This is a genomic window from Variovorax sp. PCZ-1 (assembly GCF_018413605.1).
Lineage (GTDB): Bacteria > Pseudomonadota > Gammaproteobacteria > Burkholderiales > Burkholderiaceae_C > JANMDU01.
This window is the reverse complement of the sequence record NZ_JAHCDN010000005.1, coordinates 1-16,734: the sequence shown is the minus strand read 5'-3', so window position 1 is coordinate 16,734 and position 16,734 is coordinate 1. Positions and strand designations below refer to the sequence as shown.

Here is a 16,734-nt window from a genome sequence, read left to right as displayed (position 1 = left end):
CTGCCACTTAGACCTTGCTGAAGTCTGGCAAGCGCCGCTCCATGAAGGCGGTGAACGCCTCTTTCGCAGCAGGCTCGCGGAGCATGCGGCCAAAGCTTGCGCCTTCTTCTTTCATGCGCTCGGCAACCACTGATTCGTTGCCCCTTTTCAGCAAGCGCTTGGTTTCGATCAAGCTGCTAATGGGCTTAGCAGCGAGCTTTTGCGCCCACTGCATCGCCACGCGTGTGGCTTCTGAGGGTGGCACAACGCGATTGACCAGGCCCACTTCGAGTGCGGCTTCGGCCATGAAGGGCTCACCGAGCAAGAGTGCTTCTGCAGCACGGTGATAGCCCATCATTTGCGGCACAAGATGGCTGCTGGCCGCTTCGGGGCAGAGCCCGAGGTTGACGAAGGGCATGGAGAAGGCGGCGTTGTCACCTGCGATCACCAAATCGCAATGCAAGAGCATCGTGGTGCCGATGCCCACGGCGGGGCCGCAAACGGCAGCGACGATGGGCTTAGGGAAGCTGGCAATCGCTCGCAGAAATTGGAAGACTGGGCTCTCGTCACCCGCTGGCGGGACGTTCATGAAATCGCCGAGATCATTGCCGGCGCTGAAAATTGCTTCGTGGCCTTGGAAGACGACTACGCGAATGGCTGCATCTGTTGACGCGGTGGTGAGCGCATCAGCGAGTTGCTGATACATCGCGACCGTGATGGAGTTTTTCTTCTGCGCGCGGTTGAAGGTGAGCGTTAGGATTGCGCCTTCTGTGTGGCTCAAGATATCTGTGGACGTTGCATTGGACATGACATTTGCTCCGAATTTAATAGCATTCTGCGCATATTTTATGCCGGCGAGGTGCCAATTTCTGTCTCAAAAAGCACAGAAAGGGCATTGCTGCCCTTTCATTCTCTTTTGCGACCGATTTCAGCCGCTCAAGTGCCGGTTTACATTCTTTCGAAAATACCAGCAGCGCCTTGACCCATACCTACGCACATGGTGACCATGCCGTACTTGGCTTGTTTGCGCTGCAGTGCATGAACGACCGTGGCAGAGCGGATCGCGCCGGTTGCGCCGAGTGGGTGACCCAAGGCAATCGCACCGCCCATCGGGTTGACTTTGCTCGCATCCAAGCCGAGGGTATTGATGATGGCCAAGCTCTGTGCAGCGAAGGCTTCGTTGAGCTCAAACCAATCGATGTCGTCTTGCTTCAAGCCTGCATATTGCAGTGCAGCGGGGATGGCTTCAATCGGGCCGATGCCCATGATGTGTGGAGGCACGCCACGGCTGGCGTAGCTTACGAACTTGGCAATCGGCTTCAAGTTGTAGCGCTTGAGAGCGTTCTCGCTGACCAAAATCAATGCGCCTGCGCCGTCAGAGGTTTGCGAGCTGTTGCCTGCCGTCACCGAGCCGCGTGCTGCAAACGCTGGGCGCAGTTTGGCCAAGCCTTCCATCGAGGTGTCGGGGCGTGCACCTTCATCCAAGTTCACGATGCGTGATTTAGAAGTGGTCTCACCCGTGGCCAAATCAAAGCCACGGTCGGTGACTTCAATCGGCGTCATCTCGGCGGTGAAATCACCAGCCTTCATTGCAGCGACTGCTTTTGCATGGCTCTTCACGGCGAATTCATCTTGCGCATCGCGTGAGACTTTCCACTGGGTAGCGACTTTCTCAGCCGTCATGCCCATGCCATAGGCGATGCCGTAGTGTTCGACGTTTTCCGTATCGGTAAAAATCGTGGGCGAGAGCGAAGGTGCATTGCCGCTCATTGGCACCATGCTCATGCTTTCTACGCCTGCGCCGATCATCACATCGGCTTCGCCTACGCGAATCGCATTCGCGGCCATGGCCACGGCAGACAAACCTGCTGCGCAGAAACGATTCACCGTGATACCGGCCACGCTCTTGGGCAAGCCGCCGAGCACAGCAGCCACGCGAGCGACGTTCAAGCCTTGCTGGGATTCTGGAATTGCGCAGCCTGCCACGATGTCTTCAATCGCTGCTGGGTCAAGATTGGGCACTTGCGAGATCGCGTTGCGCAACACGGCGGCCAGCAGATCGTCGGGGCGCATGTTTTTGAAATAGCCGCGATGCGATTTGCCAATCGGCGAGCGCGTGGCGGCAACGATGTAGGCTTCTTGGACTTGCTTGCTCATGGTCTTTCCTTCGGGAAGATGCTTATGCCTTGGCGGCTTCAGTTTTGGGGGTACGCTGGGCGGGAATCCACGCCCAGACAAATTCACATTCAATCGGCTGGTTGCCCGATTCGTCGGTCACCGTGACGGGCACGGTGACTTCGCCTTTGGTGGTGGTCTGAATCAACTCGCGCTGTTCGTTGGTGAGTGTGGCTACTGCACGCATCGCGCCTTGGCCGCGCTTTTTGAACTGCACACGCATGTCTTTCACCACAGGCAAGCAATCGTCACGCACATTCAAGCCCATCACCATGCCCGTGGCTGTCTCAGCAGCGAGCGTGGAGGCCACAGCGTGCACGCCACCGATGTGGTTTTGTACTTTGCGGCTGTTGGCGACAAAGATTTGCACTTTGTTGGGTGACATCTCTTCATAGCGCAGTTTCGCCGTGCCCGTGAACGGCACAGCGCGACCGAGCGCGAGCGAGCGCACGAAGGTGCGCATGAAGGCGGGCGCTTCGTTGACTCTGGCCAGTTGGCGTTGGAGACGATTGGGGGTGTTGGTTTGCATAGGTTACTTAGAACGCAAAATTCGCAAAAGTGACGCAAAAGACGCAAAAATGAATCAAATTCAAACTTGGGCTTTTCTGCGAATTTTGCGTTTGCTTTGCGTCTTTTGCGTTCCTTTTTTAGTTGCGAACAGGCTTACCCGTAGACAACATGCCCATGATGCGCTCCTGAGTCTTCGGGTGCGTGAGCAAGCCGCAGAAGGCATCGCGTTCGAGCTTCATCAGATACTCTTCACTCACCAGTGTGCCGGCATCGACATCACCGCCGCAGACCACATTGGCGATCAAGCTTGCAATGTAGAAGTCGTGACCGCTGGCAAAGCCACCGTCGCGCATGTTGACCAGCTGACCCATGATGGTGGCTTTGCCAGAGCGGCCAGCCACGGGGAAGAGGCGCTTGGAGGGTGCACGGTAGCCCGTAGCGAACATCGCTTTGGTTTCCGCAATCGCAACGTAAAGCAACTCATCCTTATTCGCCACAATCGTGTCGCTCCACAGCAAGAAGCCGAGTTTGCGAGATTCAATCGCGCTGGTGCCGACCTTGGCTGTTGCAGCGCAGGTGAAGCCTTCGGTCAGGAAGGGCAGCAGATCTTTGCCGGTGGAGAAGGCTGAATTCTCAGCCGCGCGGCGAGCAATGTAAGCCAAACCGCCCGCGCCAGGCACGAGGCCCACGCCGACTTCGACCAAGCCGATGTAGCTTTCCATCGCAGCAACGCGCTTGGAGGAATACACCGCCATCTCGCAGCCACCGCCCAGCGCCAAGCCACGAATGGCGGACACCACGGGCACTTTGGCATAGCGAAGTTTGAGCATGGTTTTTTGCAGCTCATGCTCGGCTTCATTCACTGCGCTCACGCCAGACATCATGAACGCAGGCAGCATGCCTTGCAGATCTGCGCCGGCGCTGAAGGGCTCATCGCCGCTCCAGATCACAACGCCTTGATAGTCGCGTTCGGCCATGTCCACAGCCATGTTCAGGCCTTCGGCCACGCCCATGCTGATCGCGTGCATCTTGGTCTTGAGGCTGGCGATGATGACTTCATCATCCAAAGTCCACAAACGGATGTCGTCGTTCTCATGCAGCGTCTTGCCAGCAACAGCGAAGTTCGCATGACCCACGCCTTGTGCGTGGCCGCTCACGGTTTCTGGGAAATGCTGACGCGCATACACGGGCAATTGGCGCTTGCCTTCAAATTTCTTGGTCGCAGGATTCCACGAGCCTTCAGCTTGGTGCACGCCACCTTGGTCTGCCACTGCGCCTTTGAACACCCACTCAGGCAGTGGCGCTTTGCAAAGCGCTTTGCCAGCGTCAATGTCTTCTTGCACCATCTTGGCCACTTCGAGCCAACCGGCTTCTTGCCACAGCTCAAACGGGCCTTGCTGCATGCCGAAGCCCCAACGCATGGCCAGATCCAGATCACGCGCCGTCTCGGCAACGCTTTCCAAGTGAATCGCTGCGTAGTGGAAGCTGTCACGCAGAATTGCCCAGAGGAATTGACCCTGCGCGCCTTCTGCATTGCGCAGCAACTTCAAACGCTCGCCTGCAGGTTTCTTAAGCATGCGGCCATACACTTCGTCGGCCTTCTGGCCGCCGGGCACGTAATCGCCTTTGCCCTCTGCGGCTTTCGCATCGAAGCGCAGAATATCGCGGCCGACTTTCTTGAAGAAACCGGCCTTGGCTTTTTGACCCAAAGCGCCTGCGTCCATCAACTGCTTCAAAACGGTTGGTGTACCGAAGTTGCCGTAGAACGGATCGCTCTTCTCATCAAGATTGTCTTGCAGCGTCTTGATAACGTGGAACATCACATCCAAGCCGACCACATCCGCTGTGCGGAAAGTGCCGGAGCTGGCGCGGCCGAGCTTCTTGCCAGTGAGATCGTCCACCACGTCGTAGCTCAGGCCAAAATTCTCCACCTGCTTCATCACGCCCAGCATGCCAGCGATGCCGATGCGGTTGGCGATGAAGTTAGGCGTGTCTTTCGCGCGCACCACGCCCTTGCCGATCACGCTCGTCACAAAAGCTTCGAGTTGATCGAGCACCACGGGCTGCGTGGTCGGTGTGTTGATCAACTCCACCAAGTACATGTAGCGCGGTGGGTTGAAGAAGTGGATGCCGCAGAAACGTGGCTTGATGCTATCGGGCAAACCTTCGCTGAGCTTGGTGATGCTCAAGCCCGAGGTGTTAGAAGCCACGATCGCATCGGCGCTGACGAAAGGCGCGATCTTTTTGTACAGATCCAGTTTCCAATCCATGCGTTCGGCAATGGCCTCGATGATGAGGTCACAACCGCGCAGGATGTCGAGGTGCTCTTCGTAGTTGGCTTGTTCGATCAGCGCTGCGTCTTCGGGCACGCCCAGTGGTGCAGGTTTGAGCTTTTTCAAGCCTTCAACGGCTTTGCTAACGATGCCATTCTTCGGGCCTTCTTTTGCGGGAAGGTCAAACAAAACGACAGGCACTTTGAGGTTCACCAGATGCGCAGCGATTTGCGCACCCATGACACCTGCGCCGAGCACGGCGACTTTGGAAACATTGAAACGGGACATTCGTGACTTTCTAAACAAGTACGTGGCTTATTGCACACGCACCCAGGTTTGGGTTCGGCCAAATGGGCCAATGCTGCCGCGTACGGCCAGCTTCTTGCCGCCGTCTTCGGGCGTGAGCTTCAGGGTGTATTCCTTGCCGTTTTCAGGATCAAGAATCTTGCCGCCACTCCAGACATCTGCGCCGTCTTCTTTTTTGCCACCGCGAATGATCTCTAAACCAACGATAGGCTGACCCTTGCGTGCGTCTTTGCACTCCTCGCACACGGCATCTGGCTTAGCATCTTTGCGTAACACTTTGCTGACCTTGCCTGAAAGAACACCACCGTTTTCAGTGATAGTGATCTCAGACTTGATCTCTTTGGTTTTCTCATCAACAGAGTGCCACTTGCCCACAGGTGTGTTCTGCGCAAGCGCAGCGCCCGCAACAGCGATGAAAGCAAAGCCTGTAAAAAAACGATTCAACATAGCTATCTCCTAAGAAAAGTTGGATGAACCGAACACTTTAGGCGAACACTGCTTCTGTGTCCAACAAGGACTTAGAGCCAGCGCGCACGGTTTTCAGCAGTGTTGCCGTTTCAGGGAAGAGGCGAGCAAAGTAGAAGCGTGCGGTTTGCAGCTTGGCTTGGTAGAAAGGATCGGTGTTGCCAGCGGCGATCTCTTTCAAAGCCACCTGCGCCATACGGGCGAAGAAGTAGCCAAACACGAGGTGGCCGCAAATGCGCAAATAGTCCACCGCTGCAGCGCCCACTTCGTCGGCATTCTGGAAGCCTTTGAAGCCGATTTCTTGCGTGAGCTTGGTCATCTGGTCGCCGAGGATGGCGATTGGGGTGATGAACTCAGCCATCTTCTCGTTCACGCCTTCTTCAACCACGAGCTTGCCCACGAGCTTGCCGAATTTGGTGAGCGTGGCGCCGTTGTTGCCCAGCACTTTACGGCCAAGCAAGTCGAGCGACTGGATGGTGTTCGTGCCTTCGTAGATCATGTTGATGCGGTTGTCGCGCACATACTGCTCCATGCCCCACTCTTTGACGAAGCCGTGGCCGCCGAAGACTTGCATGCAAGCGTTGGTCGCGGTATGGCCGTTGTCGGTCAAGAAGGCTTTGACGATGGGCGTCAATAGCGAGAGCATTTCGCCACTGTCTTTACGTACTTTTTCATCTGGATGGTTGTGCTCTTTGTCGAGCAACACAGCACAGTAAATTGCAAGGGCACGGCCGCCTTCGGCGTAAGCCTTGGCTGTCAGCAGCATCTTGCGCACATCGGGATGAACAATGATTGGGTCAGCTGGCTTATCTTTGGCTTTCGGGCCGGAGAGGCTGCGCATTTGGATGCGGTCTTTGGCGTAAGCCAGCGCGTTTTGATACGCCACTTCAGTCAAGCCGAGCGACTGATTGCCCACGCCCAGACGTGCGGCATTCATCATCACAAACATGCCTTGCATGCCTTTGTTGGGCTGACCCACCATCGTGCCAATTGCGCCATCGAGCACCATCTGGCAGGTGGAATTGCCATGGATGCCCATCTTGTGCTCCAAGCCGCCGCAGTAAATACCGTTACGTGCGCCCAGCGTGCCGTCTTTGTTCACGAGGAATTTAGGCACGATGAACAAGCTCACGCCCTTGATGCCAGCAGGCGCGTCGGTCAAGCGTGCGAGCACGAGGTGAACGATGTTGCCGGCCATGTCGTGTTCGCCAGCGCTGATGAAGATTTTGTTGCCGGTGATTTTGTAGGTGCCATCGGGCAGGGCTTCTGCCTTGGTGCGCATCAGGCCGAGATCGGTGCCGCAGTGTGGCTCGGTCAAGCACATCGTGCCGGTCCACTCACCGCTGGTCATTTTGTGCAGGTAGGTGGCCTTCTGCTCATCCGTGCCGTGCTCGTGCAGGGCAGCGTGCGCGCCGTGCGTGAGGCCGGGGTACATCGTCCAAGCTTGGTTGGCGCTGTTGAGCATTTCGTAGAAACACTGGTTCACCACAAAGGGCAAGCCTTGGCCGCCGAATTCTGGATCGCACGACAGTGCTGGCCAACCGCCTTCAACATACTTGTTGTATGCGTCTTTGAAGCCTTTGGGCGTGGTGACTTCGTGCGTTTTCTGATCGAGCTTGCAGCCTTCTTGGTCGCCACTGATATTCAACGGAAACGCTACTTCGCTGGCAAACTTGCCGCCCTCTTCGAGCACGGCGTTGACAGTATCCACGTCAAGATCTGCGTACTTTGGAATCGCTTTGAGTTCCTCGTTCACATTCAGCACTTCGTTCATGACGAATTGCATGTCGCGTAGGGGTGGGGTATAGGTGGGCATGGTGGTTTCCCTTTAAATAAAACGAAATGGTTTCAGTACGAGCACTATTTATTTCGTAGCACTCTGCGTAGATTTCTTGCCGGCAACAGGCCGGTTTAGTTCAGAAAATTCGGTCGAATGACGCTCCAAAATGCTGTTAAAGCCTTGGACGGCACGTTCAATCGAGCCGGGTGATTTGAGAAAGCGTGCTTCGTAATGCAAGGCCAAAATCAGACCGTGAATTTCAAACAGGATTTGGCTGGGATCAGCTTGGCTTGCGAGCTGCCCCAGTTCTTGCGCTTGGCGCACGGCACGATCCATCGCGGCGAGCCAAATCTTGACCGATGAGGCAATCTCATCGCGCACAGGGCCTGGGCGGTCGTCAAACTCAACCGCGCCGCTGATGTAGAGGCAGCCCGAATCAATTTCCACCGAGGTGCGCTTCATCCAGTTGGCAAACAGATTTTGCAAACGTGGCAGGCCGCGCTTGGCTTGCATCGCTGGATAAAACACTTCGGCTTCAAAACGGGTGTGGTACTCTTTGACCACCGAGATCTGCAGTTCTTCGCGCGAGCCAAAATGCGCGAATACGCCAGACTTGCTCATACCCGTAACTTCGGCCAAGGCACCGATTGACAATCCTTCCAATCCGATTTGCGTAGCTAAGCCCAAAGCTGCGTCAACGATGACGGCTTTGGTTTTCTCGCCCTTGAGCTGGCCTTTGGGGAGGCTGGCTTCAGAAGCTTTAGCTGATGCGGCGGTGGCCATGATGCTGGGTGGTTTCTTTAAAATAGAACGATCGTGCTATTTTGCAGCAAATCCAGCATTTGTGCGCAAATTGGGGGCTTTCCCTTTGCTTTTAGAGGCAAGAGCCTACTGCATCTAGAGCGAAACCCTAGAAATGACTTTCAGGAGTCATTTAAAGCCAAGGATCACAGCTTGTAATCGTAACCCACTGTAATGGGCGCATGATCCGAGAATTTCTCGGTTTTGTAAATGTCTACTTCTTTCGCTGTAGCCGCGAAAGCTGGTGTGGCCAAGTGGTAGTCCAGCCGCCAGCCCACATTCTTCTCATACGCCGCGCCGCGCTGGCTCCACCAGGTGTAGCAATCGTCTGTAGTCTCTGGGTGGAGTTGCCGATACACATCCAGCAAGCAACCACCTGCTTTTCCGCTGTCCAGCAGCTTCGTCATCCAAGCGCGCTCCTCAGGTGTAAAACCGCTGTTTTTCTGATTGGATTTCCAGTTTTTCAGATCTTTTTCGGTGTGGGCAATGTTCACATCACCGCAGAGCACAAACTCACGCTTTTTACGCAGAGCCACCAGATGCGGAAACATCAGATCCAGAAAGCGGAATTTCGCCTCTTGCCGCTCCGGGCTTGAGGAGCCGCTGGGAAAGTAACTGCTGATCACGGAGAACTTGCGCGCTGGCGTATCAAAGCGAAGCTCCACATAGCGGCCTTCCGCATCAAATTCACCCGCATCAAATCCAATGACCACGTCACTGGGCGCATGGCGGGTATAGACACCCACGCCGCTGTAGCCCTTTTTTTCGGCAAACTGGAAATACCCCGTCATGCCGCCAAGCGATGCCAGATCGCCCAAATCCGCCGCCTGAGCTTTGACCTCCTGCACACACATACAATCAGGAGCTGTTTTTTCCACCCAGCCAGCCACGCCTTTGGTGGCTGCAGAGCGAATACCGTTGAAGTTGAGGCTGGTGACGCGGAAGAGAGATTTTTTCATAGGACAAGCGTTTTGAATAAAAACCAGTTAGCTGTTGATTTTGTGCGATTTTCTGTCGAATCGGGTGTTTTGCGTTTTGGCGAGTTCAAAACCAAGGCCGGGCGGCTCAGCCCGTACTTCTTTAATGCGGGCTTGTTTGATGACGGCGCCAAGCTGCTCAAGCTGGCCAGCTTTTACGCTCAGAGCATTCTGCAAAGTGGTATCCAATTCGACATGCTCTTTGGCCCCGCCTACAAAGGCATTCCGCTGGTGGCTGCTGTGAGCATGGAGTTGGCACGGCTGGGGCACAACTACCCTTTTGCCTACAACCGCAAAGAAGCCAAAGACCACGGCGAAGGTGGCACGCTGGTCGGCGCACCCGTGAAAGGCCGCGTGCTGATCATTGATGACGTCATGAGTGCTGGAACAGCAGCGCGCGAATCCATTGCCATCATTGAGAAAGCAGGAGCGAAAGCTTGTGCTGTTGCCATTGCACTGGACCGGCAAGAAAAAGCGACGGAATATACAACGGAAGGCCTACGCGACGTTGACCACAGCGCAGTGCAGTATGTGAAAAATGTGCTCGGCCTTCAGGTTTGCGCCATTGCGGAACTTAGCTCCTTGCTTCAATATCTTGAACACGATGGCACTTCAAACACGACCGCGCAAACCAACCGAGAAGCCATATTGGCTTATCGGCAACGCTATGGTGTCGCTTAAAGCATGACCCATCTCAAATAAGGGATTTCAGAGCATGGATCGCAAAATACTCTCTCGCTTAGCCAGCATTTGCATGCTAGCCGGTCTGTGCACGCCCATCGCTTTTGCGCAAATTTTCACTTGCATCGATGCCTCTGGCCGTAAGATCACCTCAGATCGCCCGATTTCCGAGTGCCGTGACAAAGATCAAAAAGAGCTCAACGCCAGCGGCACGGTCAAGCGTGTCGTGAAGCCCACGATGACAGCGGAAGAGCAGCGAGTCGCCGAGCAAAAACTGAAAGAAGAAGCTGAGGACAAAGCGCGCCAAGAAGAAGAGCGGCGCAAAAACCGTGCACTGCTCTCTCGCTACCCTAACCGAGCTGCCCACGACAAAGAGCGCAGTACAGCCCTCGCACAAGTCGATGAAGTGATTCAGGCTGCGCAAAAGCGCATTGGCGAACTGGCTGAGCAGCGTAAAAAAATCAATGAAGAACTAGAGTTTTACAAGAAAGATCCCAGTAAAACACCCGCAAGCTTACGCCGCCAAATTGATGAAAATGAGAAGAGCGTTGCTGTGCAAAAGCGCTTCATTGGCGATCAAGATGACGAGAAAAAGCGCGCTAATTTGCGCTTTGATGAAGAACTCGTGCGCCTGCGTACGCTTTGGGCGCAGGCGGCCGTGCCTAGTGCAAGTGCATCAACTTCTGCACCAGTGAAGAAGTAGCTGCCTGAGCTGTCAGGCCGCTTCGCGATAGAAAAACTCGCGCTGCAGGCTTCTGCGCTGCACGCCGCCAACCGCTTCACTGATCGCACCGATGTGCTCTGGCGTGGTGCCGCAGCAGCCGCCCACAATGTTCACCAAACCTTCTTTGGCAAATTCTTGTAGCAAGCGGGAGGTGACTTCTGGCGTTTCGTCAAAGCCGGTGTCGCTCATCGGGTTGGGCAGACCGGCATTGGGGTAGCAGCTGATGAAAGTGTCTGGCGCGACTTTGGCCAATTCTTGAATGTAGGGGCGCATGAGTGTTGCACCCAAAGCGCAATTGAGACCGACAGCCAAGGGGCGCGAATGGCGTACGCTGTGCCAAAAAGCCGTCACAGTTTGGCCGCTCAAGATACGGCCCGAGGCATCCGTCACTGTGCCGCTGATGATGAGGGGCAGGCGCTCGCCGGAGTTTTCAAAATACTCGTCAATCGCGAACAGCGCGGCTTTTGCATTGAGCGTGTCAAAAATCGTTTCGACCAGCAGCACATCTGAGTCGCCTTCTACCAAGGCTTCCACTTGCTCGTAATACGCGGCGCGCAGCTCTTCAAAGCTCACATTGCGCGCGCCCGGGTCGTTCACATCGGGGCTGATGCTGGCCGTCTTGGGGGTAGGGCCAAGTGCGCCGGCGACGAAGCGCGGTTTATCAGGGGTGGAGAACTTATCGCAAGCTGCGCGAGCGATTTTTGCGGATTGCAAATTCATCTCGCGTGCCAGATGCGCCATCTTGTAATCTTCTTGGGCAATCGTCGTCGCGCCAAAGGTATTCGTTTCGATCAAATCGCAACCAGCGGCCAAGTAGCCTTCGTGAATATCCGAGATGACATCTGGACGTGTGATGCTCAGCAGCTCGTTGTTGCCCTTCACATCTTTCTCAAAATCAGCAAACCTCTCACCACGATACTGTGCCTCATTCAACTTGAAGCGCTGAATCATCGTGCCCATCGCGCCATCGAGAATAGCGATACGATTTTCGAGAATGGCAGGCAGCTGCTGTGCGCGTGTGTAGGTGAGTGGCTTCATGCACTCATTTTAAGAGATTTTTAAGATGAAAGCAGCCAATCGCCGGCTTAGGTATTGCGCAGAGTGCTATAGAATTTATAGTAATTAGCAAATAGCCAAATCGGTCAAAATACAGTCATGTGTCAGCTTCTCGGAATGAATTGCAACACGCCCACGGATGTGATGTTTAGCTTTGCAGGCTTTGCGCAGCGCGGCGGGCGCACGGATCATCATGCGGATGGCTGGGGCGTGGCGTTTTTTGAAGGCGGCCGAGATGGGAAGCATCAAGGCCTGCGGCATTTTGTCGATCATCTGCCGGCTTGCGAATCCCCGGTGGCCGAATTGGTGCGCCGCTATCCTATCAAAAGCGAAAACGTGATCGCGCATATCCGCAAAGCCACGCAAGGCGAGGTGAGCCTCGCCAATTGCCACCCGTTTGTGCGCGAGCTCTGGGGGCATTATTGGGTGTTTGCCCACAATGGTGATTTGAAAGATTTCCATCCGCGCTTGCATGCCAGCTTTCACCCCGTGGGAACGACCGATAGCGAGCGCGCGTTTTGCTACATCTTGCAAGAGCTGGCCAAATCCCATGCCGGCTTGCCCAGCATTTCAGAGCTCACGATCACTTTGCGCGAGCTGGCTGCAAAAATCGCGCCGCACGGCACGTTTAACTTCCTGCTGTCGAACGGCAAAGCGCTCTGGGCGCATGCTTCCACCAGCTTGCATTACGTCTTGCGCCAGCACCCGTTTGCCCATGCCCGCCTATCCGATGAAGATTTAGCCGTGAATTTCGCCGAGCTGGCCGCACCCACTGACCGCGTGGCTGTGGTGGTGACGCAACCGCTCACCACCGACGAGGCTTGGGTGGCCATGCCTGCCGGGCAGCTAGCAGTCTTCTCACAAGGGGCTTTGCATGTCTGAAGCCACCTCCTCCATCAATCAAAGTTTGTGCCCACTCTGCGGGAAAGTCAATCAGTGTGCTATGGAGATCGAAAAAGTAACTGGCGAGAAGCAGCCCGCTTGCTGGTGCGTGGGCATGGATTTCAGCGTCGATCTGCTGGCCAAGCTGCCGCTCGAAGCCCAAGGCAAGGCATGCATCTGCGCAAACTGCGCCAGCAACAAGGCGCAAGCCCTTGATACGTAAGCCCTTTTCGGGTTAAAATCGAAGGCTGTCCTGCTTTTGACGATGCAGGACAGAGAGCTGTCTGCGTGATTTCCATGCGGTGCAGCTTTTCGTTTTTTCATTCACGTTTAGGTAGATACATGCCAACCATTAACCAACTCATCCGTCACGGACGCGAGGTTGAGACGATCAAGTCGAAATCTCCCGCGATGCAAAACTGCCCGCAGCGTCGTGGCGTTTGCACCCGTGTTTACACCACAACCCCTAAGAAGCCTAACTCCGCTCTGCGTAAAGTTGCCAAAGTGCGCTTGACCAACGGTTTTGAGGTCATCTCTTACATCGGCGGCGAAGGCCACAACCTCCAAGAACACAGCGTTGTGCTGGTTCGCGGTGGTCGTGTGAAAGACTTGCCCGGTGTGCGTTACCACATCGTTCGTGGTTCGCTCGATTTGCAAGGCGTGAAAGACCGCAAGCAATCGCGCTCCAAGTACGGCGCTAAAAAGCCGAAGGCTAAGTAATTGCCTTGAGCAAAGAATTAATTTCTAAGCTCAAAAAATTCAAGGTGCTGTTTTCTGCGTGGCGCAGACAAACAGCGTAGTGATTCCAAGCTAGCAATTTTGCAGCCGAATCGAGTAAGTGAAAGTCATAAAACTTTCGCGGTATTCCACAAGAATACCAACTGAAGCAAAGAGGTGAAACCATGCCACGTCGTCGCGAAGTCCCTAAACGTGAAATTCTGCCGGATCCAAAATTCGGCAACATCGAGCTCTCAAAATTCATGAACGTCATCATGGAGAGCGGTAAAAAAGCAGTCGCCGAGCGCATCATTTATGGCGCGCTCGAGCAAATCGAGAAAAAAGCAGGCAAAGACCCGATGGAGTTGTTTGGCGTGGCCATCAACAACGTCAAGCCCATGGTCGAGGTGAAATCTCGCCGCGTGGGTGGTGCCAACTACCAAGTGCCTGTTGAAGTGCGCCCTGTGCGTCGCTTGGCTCTGTCTATGCGCTGGATCAAGGAAGCCGCTCGCAAGCGTGGCGAAAAATCCATGGCTCTGCGTTTGGCCAACGAGCTGATCGAAGCTTCTGAAGGCCGTGGCGGCGCGATGAAAAAGCGCGACGAAGTGCACCGTATGGCAGAGGCGAACAAGGCATTCAGCCACTTCCGCTTCTAATTTAGGCGGCTACTGCGCGGCTGTGATCCGTCGTTGCAAGACCCCCCGAAAATCCTCACAGCCGTTTCAGGCTGCTCCGGTTTTCGGCGAACCTTGCGCCTAGGCTGACAGCCGCTCGCTACGCCGCGATACATCATGAGTGTGTCGCGGCAAAATTGTTTTTGAACACAAAGGAAATTAATCATGGCACGCGCCACACCCATTGAGCGTTATCGCAACATCGGCATCTCTGCACACATCGATGCAGGCAAAACCACCACCACTGAGCGTGTGTTGTTTTATACCGGTGTGAACCACAAAATCGGTGAAGTGCACGACGGCGCGGCCACCATGGACTGGATGGAGCAAGAGCAAGAGCGTGGTATCACCATCACCTCCGCTGCCACGACCTGCTTCTGGAAAGGCATGGGCAAGAATTTCGAAGAGCACCGCATCAACATCATTGACACCCCCGGCCACGTGGACTTCACCATTGAGGTGGAGCGTTCCATGCGCGTGCTGGACGGCGCTTGCATGGTGTACTGTGCTGTGGGCGGCGTGCAGCCACAGTCTGAAACCGTATGGCGTCAGGCGAACAAATACAAAGTGCCACGTTTGGCTTTCGTGAACAAGATGGACCGCACTGGCGCGAACTTCTTCAAAGTTTACGAGCAGATGCGTTTGCGCTTGAAGGCCAACCCAGTGCCTTTGCAAATCCCTATCGGCGCCGAAGAAGGCTTCGCCGGCGTGGTCGATTTGATCAAGATGAAAGCTATTTTGTGGAGTGAGGCCGACAAAGGCGTGACCTTCACCTATGGCGACATCCCAGCTGACTTGCAAGAAAAAGCCGACGAATTCCGCGAGAAGCTCGTGGAAGCCGCTGCTGAAGCGTCTGAGGAGCTGATGAACAAGTATTTGGAAGGCACCGCGCTGACCGAAGAAGAAATCAAAGCTGCTATTCGCCAGCGCGCAATCGCTTGCGAAATCCAACCAATGCTCTGCGGCTCTGCATTCAAAAACAAAGGCGTGCAAGCCATGCTTGACGCTGTTGTGGAATACATGCCTAGCCCCATCGACATCCCGCCCGTCACCTGCATGGACGAAGATGACAAGCCAACCACCCGCAAGGCAGACGACAGCGAGAAATTTGCTGCTCTCGCATTCAAGTTGATGACCGACCCCTTCGTGGGCCAGCTCACCTTCGTGCGCGTTTACTCTGGCGTTTTGAAGTCTGGCGACAGCGTTTACAACCCGATCAAGGGCAAGAAAGAGCGTATCGGCCGTATCGTGCAGATGCACGCTAACGCCCGTGAGCCCGTGGAAGAAATTCGCGCTGGCGACATCGCTGCTTGTATCGGCTTGAAAGACGTGATCACCGGCGAGACCCTGTGCGATCCAGATCACGTGGTGACGCTGGAGAAGATGGTGTTCCCTGAGCCCGTGATTGCACAGGCTGTGGAGCCCAAGACCAAGGCTGACCAAGAGAAGATGGGCATTGCCCTGAACCGCTTGGCACAAGAAGATCCTTCATTCCGCGTTCGCACCGATGAAGAGAGTGGCCAGACCATCATCGCCGGTATGGGCGAGTTGCACTTGGAAATTATTGTTGACCGCATGAAGCGCGAATTCGGCGTGGAAGCCAACGTGGGCAAGCCCCAGGTGTCTTACCGCGAAACGATTCGTGGCACGGTGGAAGCTGCCGAAGGCAAGTTCGTTCGTCAGTCTGGCGGTAAGGGCCAATATGGCCACGTTGTGCTCAAAATTGAGCCCAATGAGCCAGGCAAGGGCAACGAGTTCGTTGACGCGATCAAGGGCGGTGTGGTTCCTCGTGAATTCATCCCAGCCGTTGAAAAAGGTATCAACGAAGCCTACACGCAAGGCGTGTTGGCCAACTACCCCGTGGTGGACGTGAAAGTCACGCTACACTTCGGTTCGTACCACGACGTTGACTCCAACGAATTGGCGTTCAAGATGGCTGCGATTTTCGGCTTCAAAGAAGGTTGCCGCAAAGCTCAGCCAGTTATCTTGGAGCCAATGATGAGCGTTGAAGTTGAAACGCCTGAAGACTATGCCGGTAACGTGATGGGCGATCTGTCCAGCCGCCGCGGCATGGTGCAAGGCATGGAAGACATGGTCGGCGGTGGCAAAGCCATCCGCGCTGAAGTACCCTTGTCTGAAATGTTTGGCTACTCCACGACATTGCGCTCCATGAGCCAAGGTCGCGCCACCTACACGATGGAATTCAAGCACTACACGGAAGCTCCGCGTAACGTGTCTGAGGCCATCATGTCTGCGAGAGCAAAGTAAAAAGATTGACGACCACCCCGTAGCGCCTAGCGGCGCTTCCCCCTCAAGGGACGCCGCTAGCGGACTGGCAAAGCCAGATCCGCAGCGGCTGCTGGGACAGATTTCGTTTTATTGAGAATTTTCCCTTGTCTGCGATCACTGCCTCTCACTGCCCGTGGTGAGAGATCAAGCAAGCTGATGCAGACGTTAAACCATACACGGGCATGCTCATTTGAAGGAAGCCATCATGGCAAAAGAAAAGTTTGAACGTACCAAGCCCCACGTCAACGTAGGCACGATCGGCCACGTGGATCACGGCAAGACCACTCTCACGGCAGCAATCACCACCGTCTTGGCTTCCAAGTTCGGCGGCACTGCTAAAGCCTACGACCAGATCGACGCAGCTCCAGAAGAGAAGGCTCGTGGTATCACCATCAACACCGCTCACGTTGAGTACGAGACCGCCAACCGTCACTACGCCCACGTG

17 protein-coding genes are annotated in these 16,734 nt (G+C 55.2%); 8 read left to right on the top strand and 9 right to left on the bottom strand.

Annotated elements, in window-relative coordinates:
• Positions 1-7: 7 nt before the first annotated feature.
• The 8 genes from KIH26_RS16400 to KIH26_RS16365 all read right to left on the bottom strand — a co-directional run bounded on the left by KIH26_RS16400 (position 8) and on the right by KIH26_RS16365 (position 9,248).
• On the bottom strand, positions 8-787 hold the full coding sequence (locus KIH26_RS16400) for an enoyl-CoA hydratase (protein WP_213446776.1): 780 nt from the start codon (positions 785-787) through the stop codon (positions 8-10).
• A gap of 140 nt (positions 788-927) precedes the next feature.
• On the bottom strand, positions 928-2,136 hold the full coding sequence (locus tag KIH26_RS16395) for an acetyl-CoA C-acyltransferase (RefSeq protein WP_213446775.1): 1,209 nt from the start codon (positions 2,134-2,136) through the stop codon (positions 928-930).
• A 22-nt stretch (positions 2,137-2,158) separates the two neighbouring features.
• Positions 2,159-2,683, bottom strand: coding sequence for a DUF4442 domain-containing protein (locus KIH26_RS16390; RefSeq protein ID WP_213446774.1), 525 nt, complete (start codon positions 2,681-2,683; stop codon positions 2,159-2,161).
• A gap of 118 nt (positions 2,684-2,801) precedes the next feature.
• Positions 2,802-5,225, bottom strand: coding sequence for a 3-hydroxyacyl-CoA dehydrogenase/enoyl-CoA hydratase family protein (locus tag KIH26_RS16385; protein WP_213446773.1), 2,424 nt, complete (start codon positions 5,223-5,225; stop codon positions 2,802-2,804).
• Between the two features lie 27 nt (positions 5,226-5,252).
• Complete coding sequence (locus tag KIH26_RS16380) at positions 5,253-5,690, bottom strand: DUF2147 domain-containing protein (protein ID WP_213446772.1); 438 nt, start codon at positions 5,688-5,690, stop codon at positions 5,253-5,255.
• Between the two features lie 37 nt (positions 5,691-5,727).
• The gene (locus KIH26_RS16375; RefSeq protein WP_213446771.1) at positions 5,728-7,524 is read right to left on the bottom strand and encodes an acyl-CoA dehydrogenase C-terminal domain-containing protein; all 1,797 of its coding nucleotides are present in this window, start codon (positions 7,522-7,524) and stop codon (positions 5,728-5,730) included.
• Positions 7,525-7,572: 48 nt separating this feature from the next.
• Positions 7,573-8,271: a TetR/AcrR family transcriptional regulator gene (locus KIH26_RS16370; RefSeq protein WP_213446770.1), complete on the bottom strand. Its 699-nt coding sequence runs from the start codon at positions 8,269-8,271 to the stop codon at positions 7,573-7,575.
• 164 nt (positions 8,272-8,435) lie between these two features.
• Complete coding sequence (locus KIH26_RS16365) at positions 8,436-9,248, bottom strand: exodeoxyribonuclease III (protein ID WP_213446769.1); 813 nt, start codon at positions 9,246-9,248, stop codon at positions 8,436-8,438.
• A 12-nt stretch (positions 9,249-9,260) separates the two neighbouring features.
• On the opposite strand from KIH26_RS16365, the gene pyrE reads away from it, so the two are divergent.
• Positions 9,261-9,947, top strand: a complete 687-nt coding sequence (pyrE, locus tag KIH26_RS16360) for an orotate phosphoribosyltransferase (protein WP_213446768.1) — start codon at positions 9,261-9,263, stop codon at positions 9,945-9,947.
• Positions 9,948-9,981: 34 nt separating this feature from the next.
• Entirely contained in the window at positions 9,982-10,650 is a 669-nt protein-coding gene (locus tag KIH26_RS16355; protein WP_249661580.1) for a DUF4124 domain-containing protein, read from the top strand.
• A 12-nt stretch (positions 10,651-10,662) separates the two neighbouring features.
• Here the strand turns inward: KIH26_RS16355 and KIH26_RS16350 are convergent, their stop codons facing one another.
• Complete coding sequence (locus KIH26_RS16350; RefSeq protein WP_213446767.1) at positions 10,663-11,709, bottom strand: homocysteine S-methyltransferase family protein; 1,047 nt, start codon at positions 11,707-11,709, stop codon at positions 10,663-10,665.
• A gap of 117 nt (positions 11,710-11,826) precedes the next feature.
• On the opposite strand from KIH26_RS16350, the gene KIH26_RS16345 reads away from it, so the two are divergent.
• The 6 genes from KIH26_RS16345 to KIH26_RS16320 form a co-directional block, all read left to right on the top strand.
• Positions 11,827-12,609 (top strand): class II glutamine amidotransferase, encoded by a 783-nt coding sequence (locus tag KIH26_RS16345; protein ID WP_213446766.1) that lies wholly within the window; start codon positions 11,827-11,829, stop codon positions 12,607-12,609.
• Positions 12,602-12,832, top strand: coding sequence for a cysteine-rich CWC family protein (locus tag KIH26_RS16340; RefSeq protein ID WP_213446765.1), 231 nt, complete (start codon positions 12,602-12,604; stop codon positions 12,830-12,832). Before KIH26_RS16345 ends, KIH26_RS16340 begins: the two co-directional genes overlap by 8 nt.
• Before the next feature lie 119 nt (positions 12,833-12,951).
• Positions 12,952-13,329, top strand: a complete 378-nt coding sequence (gene rpsL, locus KIH26_RS16335; RefSeq protein WP_213446764.1) for a 30S ribosomal protein S12 — start codon at positions 12,952-12,954, stop codon at positions 13,327-13,329.
• 182 nt (positions 13,330-13,511) lie between these two features.
• A complete protein-coding gene (rpsG, locus tag KIH26_RS16330; protein ID WP_213446763.1) occupies positions 13,512-13,982 on the top strand; it encodes a 30S ribosomal protein S7 in 471 nt (156 codons plus the stop codon).
• A gap of 183 nt (positions 13,983-14,165) precedes the next feature.
• Positions 14,166-16,268, top strand: coding sequence for an elongation factor G (fusA, locus tag KIH26_RS16325; RefSeq protein ID WP_213446762.1), 2,103 nt, complete (start codon positions 14,166-14,168; stop codon positions 16,266-16,268).
• Between the two features lie 226 nt (positions 16,269-16,494).
• Positions 16,495-16,734 (top strand): GTP-binding protein (locus KIH26_RS16320; RefSeq protein WP_249661576.1); only part of this gene is annotated, 240 nt, incomplete at its 3' end.